Source organism: Synechococcus sp. H55.9, from assembly GCF_047462355.1.
Classification (GTDB): Bacteria; Cyanobacteriota; Cyanobacteriia; order Thermostichales; family Thermostichaceae; genus Thermostichus.
The window spans coordinates 5,047-11,286 of sequence record NZ_JANSJB010000087.1; the positions used below are offsets into that span (position 1 = coordinate 5,047).

The window sequence follows — 6,240 nt, forward strand, 5'->3', positions numbered from 1 at the left end:
CTTTGGCTCCTGGGATCGTGTGAACAGGATACACCTGCGGCTGCTGGGCCTCGTGGGGGTGGTGGGGGCCGGCGTACACCTTCAGCTTGGTAAATTGCCGCCGGCCCAAACGGGTGTGGGGCAACATCCCCTTGACCGCCTTTTCCACCACCCGCTCCGGCAGGCGAGCTTGCAGTTGGGCAAAGGTCTCGACTTTCATGCCGCCAGGGCGGCCAGAGTGGCGATGGTAAAGCTTTTGGGTGCGCTTTTTGCCGGTGACCACCACTTTTTCGGCATTGATCACGATTACATAGTCCCCCGTATCCAGATGGGGGGTGAAGTCGGGCTTGTGCTTACCCCGCAAGAGGGTGGCCACGGCCGCGGCCAGGCGCCCCAGCCGCTGGTCGGCAGCATCCACCAGGTACCAGCGGGGCGCCGCAGTTTCGGGAGTGGGAAGGGGAGTTTTGTTCATGGCAGCTAAGGAGGACAGAACTGCAGGATTGGACAAGAAAACGCTCAGACCAAGGAAGGGACACCCACAGCCAGATGGCGGGCTTCAGGGGGCCCCAAAAAGGGCAACAGGTGGGCAAACTGCCGCCCAAAAGGATCCGCAGCGTAGCCCACATCCAGCAAACACAACCCTTGCGGAGGGGCGCTGTAGCGGGTGCGCATCTGGCTCCAGTCGTTGTGCTGCCAGAGGTGGACAAATTGTTGCGGGCTGAGCTCGCCGCGGCCCACCACCTCCAGGGATCCCACCAGCAGCCGCATCATCCGGTAGAGGAAGCCGCTGGCCTGCACCTCGATGCTCACCAGATCCCCCAGCCGCCGGCAGAGCACCTCCTGCACCTGCACCCGCGAGTGGGGCCGGTCGGATCCGCGCCGCCGGAACGCTTCCAAGCTGTGCTCGCCCAGCAGGGAGTGGAGGGCCTCCGCCATCGGCTCCACCTGCAAAGGCCAACGCACCTGCCAGCTAAAGAGGCGCCAGAACACATCCGGCAGCTCCCGGTTCAGGATCAAGTAGCGATAGCGGCGCCAGCGGGCCGAAAAGCGGGCATGCCAGAAGTCAGGCACCTGAGCGGAAGCCAGTACCACCACATCTTCCGGCAGACAGTCGTTCAGCACCCGCGCCCACTCCGTGGGTGGGATGCCAGAGGTGGTGTCGAAGTGGGCCACCTGGCCTGAGGCATGAACCCCCGTATCGGTGCGCCCTGCCCCGTAGAGGGCCACCGGGTGCCCGGCCCGCGACGCAATCGCCTCCTCCAGCACCCCCTGTACGGTGCGGTGGCCCGCTTGACGCTGCCAGCCGCGAAAGCCGCTGCCGAGGTACTGAATTTTCAGGGCAATGCGACGGCTTTGCATGGGATCCCTTCACACCAGCTCGATGACCGCCATTTCCGCTCCGTCCCCCCGCCGACGCACGGTGCGCAGGATGCGGGTGTAGCCACCGGCCCGATCGCGGTAGCGCTCCGGCGCTTGCTCAAACAGAGAGCGCACCAGCTCCTTGTCGTAGACGTAGGCCAGGGCCTGCCGCCGCGCCGCCAAAGATCCCTCTTTGGCCAGGGTGATCATTTTCTCGGTGGTGGCGCGAATGGCCTTGGCGCGGGCTTTGGTGGTGGTGATCCGCCCTTCCCGCAGCAGAGCTGTGGTCAGCGCCCGCAGCAGGGCTTTGCGCTGGTCGGCAGGCTTGTTGAGGTGGGGGGTACGACGACGGTGACGCATGGTAACCTCTATCCTGGGCTCTTCGGGGATCCTGACTGAGTTTTGCGGTGACGCCGGCGGCGCCAAGCACCTTGGAGGGTTGCTTGGGGCTCTAGGCCTTGCCCTTTTCGCGGGCGCGGGGCAGCGTTAGGCCAAAGCGATTCTTGAGGGCCTGGATCACCTCTTCGGCAGATTTCTGGCCGAAGTTTTTGATCTCCAGCAGATCCTCCTCGGTGTAGACCAACAGATCCGCCACCGTATTGATCTGGGCTCGCTTCAGGCAGTTGTAGGCCCGTACCGATAGCTGCAGCTCCTCGATGGGGATCTGGTTCTTTTGGTTATCTTCGGTTTGCTGAGGCGCTACCGGCGCATCGAAGCTGACCTCCTGCAGGGGCGAGAACAAGCTCACCAAAATGCGGGCCGCTTGACTGAGGGCCTCTTGCGGAGTGAGGCTGCCGTTGGTCCAGATCTCTAATATTAGACGATCTTTTTCCAGGGACTGGCCGACCCGGGCTGCTTCCACCGTGTAGTTCACCTTGCGCACCGGCATGAAGACGGAGTCGATCTGCAGAAAATCGATGGCCGTCGATTTGCTGTCGGAGTAATCGACGGCGCGGTAGCCATGTCCCCGGCCAATCATAAACTCCATTTCCAAAATCGCCCCTTCCGCCAAAGTGGCAATGTGGTGGCGGGGGTTGATCACCTCCACTTCGCTGGGCAATTGCAGCTTCTCGGCGGTAACTTCCCCCGGCCCTTGCGCCACCAAACGGCCCACCTGCGTGTCAGGAGCCGTGGAGCGCAGCACCAGCTCCTTCATGTTGAGCAGGATCTCCATCACGTCTTCCCGCACTCCCGGCACCGTGGAGAACTCGTGGCTCACGCCGGCGATGCGGACAGCGGTTACTGCCGTCCCTTCCAGATTGGAGAGCAACACCCGCCGCAGGGCGTTGCCCACGGTGATCCCTTGGCCGCGCTCCAGCGGCCCCAGAGCAAATTTGCCGTAGTGAACGCCGGTGGCATCCTGATGGGATTCAACGCACTCGGTCTGGTAGGCAACAGCGCTTGCGCTCGCTTTGCTGCTCAAAGCATGGAGGGTTCGGCTGGTTTGAATCATCATAATGGCCCCGTCCGTCTGGCTGGATATCCGCTTGGAGAACTTATGAAACTTCAGAGGTCATCTCGGGCAAACCGGTCGCTGGCGCGGCGCGTAGCCTTGGAAGAAACCCCCCAGACGCTCGCCCGGCCCTCAAGGCGGGATCCTTTAGACACGCCGCCGCTTGGGGGGTCGGCAGCCGTTGTGGGGAATGGGGGTAACATCCCGAATGAGGGTGATCTCCAGGCCCGTTGCCTGCAGAGCGCGAATGGCGGTTTCCCGGCCGGCTCCTGGACCGCTCACCATCACTTCGATCTGACGCATGCCGTTCTCCATCGCCTGCCGCGCTGCATTTTCTGCGGCCATTTGGGCGGCGAAGGGGGTGCCTTTTTTGGCGCCTTTGAAGCCGGTAGAACCTGCCGAAGCCCAAGACACTACATCGCCGTTGGGATCGGTGATGGTGACGATGGTGTTGTTGAAGGTGGACTGAATATAGGCCACTCCGTTAGGAACGTTCTTTTTGACTTTACGTCCGCGCCGTTGCTGCCGAGCCATGATCCATGCGTCCTTGCAATCAACTGTTTGACAACTGTTTGGGATTGGAATGGTCGAAGGGTCTTATTTCTTGGCAGGAGCTTTCTTCTTGCCGGCAACCGTTTTCCTCACCCCCTTGCGGGTGCGGGCGTTGGTGCGGGTGCGCTGGCCGCGTACGGGCAGACCCAGGCGATGGCGGCGGCCTCGATAGGTGCCGATGTCGATCAGCCGCTTGATGTTCATCGCCTCTTGGCGGCGCAGATCCCCTTCCACCTGGTACTCGCCCTCCACCACCGTCCGTAGGGCGGCCACCTCGGCGTCGCTGAGGTCACGGGTACGAGTATCCGGGTTAATGCCGGTTTTCGCCAAAATTTGACGCGAGCGGGTTAGCCCAATGCCATAAATGTAGGTGAGGGCGATCTCAACTCGCTTTTCTCGAGGGATGTCAACTCCCGCAATCCGTGCCATAGTCTGGGATGCCTTATAATCCGACCAATCAAACTAACTCGAACAAACTTGCCCAAAAGAACTGAGTTGCCTGCCGGCTGCTAAGATTGGGATCGCCAAAGTGGGGAATGTGCCACAGCAAGGCCAAACGTGGGATCCATGCTCTCACCGCCGCCCAGGGCTCTGCTCCGTTGTGCTAGGCTCCGCTGTCTTTGTCTTCTGCTGCGATCCTGGACACAGCCGCCGTCGTGCCCTTATCCCTGCCGCTGCTTGTGCTTCGGGTTAGAAGAGCAAATCACCATCACCCGCCCATGGCGGCGGATAACTCGGCACTTTTCACAGATCCGACGGACGGAGGGCCGCACCTTCATGGTTGATCCTGCTAAAACCAGCGAATATCCATTCTAAGTTCGTCTGGGCAGCCTGTCAAAATGTGTTTGGGCTTCCGAGGGCAAGCGAACAGGCAGGTTGGCTATGCTGGGTCCAAGCAGGCGCGGCTCTGGGGTGGAGAAGGGCAATGCAGTGGCAGTGGCTGGTCGTGCTGGGCGGTGTGCTGGGGCTGGGCTCCCCGGTGTTGGGGCAATCGCCTGAAACAGGCTCTCCCGCTTCTGGGGGGAACCTCTCGGCGGCGGAAAACGGGCAGAGGGGGGAGGGGGATTGGCTTTTGCCCTTGCCCAGCTCTGCCGATCGCCTCGATGCGGTGCCGGAGCGGGGCTGGCTGGCGGTGGGACTGTTGGAAGCGCAGGCAGTGACGCTGCTGGATGGGGCGAGCGGGGATCCCCTGTGGCAGGTGGCGGTGGGCTTTGCCCCCGGCGTGGTGCGGGTGGATGCGGTGCAGCAGGTGGTCTATGCCTCCGGCCCCAATGCTCCCGGGGTGGTGGCCCTCGATTTGCTGACGGGGGAGCTGCTGCAGGCCTACGGGCTGCCGGCGGGGGTTTTGGATATGGCCGTGGATGCGGCCGGGGGGCGAGTTTTCGCCTCCATGCCCGCCGCCCAAAGTTTGGCGGTGATCCCCGCTCCCAACCGCCAACGGAATGGATCGGAGCCTCCGCAGGCCCGCAACTTGCCGCTGCCGGGGCCACCCTTGGCTTTGGCCTATGACCCAGAGCGGGGAGCCCTGTTTGTGGGCCTGGCCGGCGAGGATCCCCTCAGCCTGCTGGTGGTCAACCCCGACAATGGCGAGCTGTTGGCTCGCTGGCGCGGCGGCAACACTCCAGAAGCGATGGCTCTGGATGCCCAACGGCAACGCCTGGTGGTGCTCAACTCGGGCAGCCAGGATCTGACGGTGCTGGATCTGGGCCGCAGCGGCGAGGCCCTGCAGCGGATTGGCCTGGATTGGCGACCGACACGGCTGGCCCTTTCCGCCGATGGCCGCTGGGCCTACGTGACCTCCCGCAACAGCGACCGTCTGCAGGTGGTGGATCTGGAGGTGGGGCGATTGGCCGCCTCGCTGCGGCTGGAGGGACAACCCACGGGTTTGGTGAGGCTGGGGGAGCGGGATCTGTGGGTGGTGGCGGCAGGGATCCCGGCTTTGCGCCGTCTGGTGGATATTCAGGCTCAAGTTGGCGACGGACGGGCGGAGCCCTGGAATGGGGGGGCAAGCCAGCAGAATGGGATCCCCTCTTCCGGCAACCGCGGCGTGGTGACGGGGCGGGTGCTGGATATTGCCGGCCAACCCGTCCAGACGGGGGTTTTGCGCCTGGCCGCCACCTCCACGCAGCCCCCGCAGACGGTTCGCATCGCTGCCGACGGCACCTATGTATTGCCGGAGTTGCCGGCGGGGCTGTACCTGGTGGATGTGGAGGTGCCGGGGTTTCCGCCCACCAGCACCCAGGTGGAGGTGCGGGCCGGTTTTGTATCCACCCAAGATATTCGCCTGCCGCCGGGGCAGCCGGCCCGCCAGCCGGAGGGCATTGGCCTTTTGCCGGATGAGCCGGTTTACTCGGATGAGCTGGCCCGCCACCTCAGCCTGGCCCTGAAGGAGTTGCAGCCGCAGCGACCGGTGCTGCTTTTGAACGGGCCTTTGGGGCCGGATCCCCGCTTTGAGCCGCTTTTGCCCCTCATCCAGGGCCTCACTCTGTTGGATCGGGATGAGCGCTACACCGCCGACTTGGCCAAGCTGAAGGCCATCGGCGATGCCCTTGGCTTGCGCTACATTCTCTTGACCCAACTGCAGATTTCGCGGGACTACAACCGCCAGGGCAGCTCGCTGCTGAATACGGCCCTGCGCTTCCTGGCCCCGGCTGTGCCGGTGGAAATTCCCAATTTCACCCCCAACCAGTTGCGCAGCCGCGGCCTGGTGGTGGTGGTGGACTTGCAGCGGGATCGGCCGGGGGATCGGGCTCGCTACTATGAGGCCTATGGGCGGGATGATGTGGGCGGGGATCCGCTGTTTGAAGATGCGGCAGCGGGCCTGTTTCGGCTGCAGGTGCGCAACATGGTGCCCGTCTTTATCCAACAATGGCAGGCCAACAATCCCTTTTCTGGGT

The 6,240-nt window shown here is 63.4% G+C and carries 8 protein-coding genes; 1 reads left to right on the forward strand and 7 read right to left on the reverse strand.

Features of this window, described 5'->3' with window-relative positions:
- From rplM to rpmJ, 7 genes are all read right to left on the reverse strand, one after another.
- A partial coding sequence (gene rplM / locus NW857_RS10605; protein WP_414368900.1) for a 50S ribosomal protein L13 occupies positions 1-451 on the reverse strand: 451 nt, incomplete at its 3' end.
- A gap of 44 nt (positions 452-495) precedes the next feature.
- Entirely contained in the window at positions 496-1,338 is an 843-nt protein-coding gene (truA, locus tag NW857_RS10610) for a tRNA pseudouridine(38-40) synthase TruA (protein WP_414334839.1), read from the reverse strand.
- A gap of 9 nt (positions 1,339-1,347) precedes the next feature.
- Entirely contained in the window at positions 1,348-1,698 is a 351-nt protein-coding gene (gene rplQ / locus NW857_RS10615; RefSeq protein ID WP_414334838.1) for a 50S ribosomal protein L17, read from the reverse strand.
- 91 nt (positions 1,699-1,789) lie between these two features.
- Positions 1,790-2,794 (reverse strand): DNA-directed RNA polymerase subunit alpha, encoded by a 1,005-nt coding sequence (locus tag NW857_RS10620; RefSeq protein ID WP_414334837.1) that lies wholly within the window; start codon positions 2,792-2,794, stop codon positions 1,790-1,792.
- 144 nt (positions 2,795-2,938) lie between these two features.
- Positions 2,939-3,325: a 30S ribosomal protein S11 gene (rpsK, locus tag NW857_RS10625; RefSeq protein ID WP_414334836.1), complete on the reverse strand. Its 387-nt coding sequence runs from the start codon at positions 3,323-3,325 to the stop codon at positions 2,939-2,941.
- A 63-nt stretch (positions 3,326-3,388) separates the two neighbouring features.
- Positions 3,389-3,772 (reverse strand): 30S ribosomal protein S13, encoded by a 384-nt coding sequence (rpsM, locus tag NW857_RS10630; protein WP_414334835.1) that lies wholly within the window; start codon positions 3,770-3,772, stop codon positions 3,389-3,391.
- Between the two features lie 233 nt (positions 3,773-4,005).
- Positions 4,006-4,122 carry a 50S ribosomal protein L36 gene (gene rpmJ / locus NW857_RS10635; RefSeq protein WP_011433187.1) on the reverse strand — a complete coding sequence of 39 codons (117 nt, stop codon included), beginning with the start codon at positions 4,120-4,122 and terminating at the stop codon, positions 4,006-4,008.
- A gap of 146 nt (positions 4,123-4,268) precedes the next feature.
- Between rpmJ and NW857_RS10640 the strand changes: the two genes are divergently transcribed.
- On the forward strand, positions 4,269-6,240 hold a 1,972-nt coding region (locus NW857_RS10640), incomplete at its 3' end, for a carboxypeptidase regulatory-like domain-containing protein (RefSeq protein ID WP_414336565.1).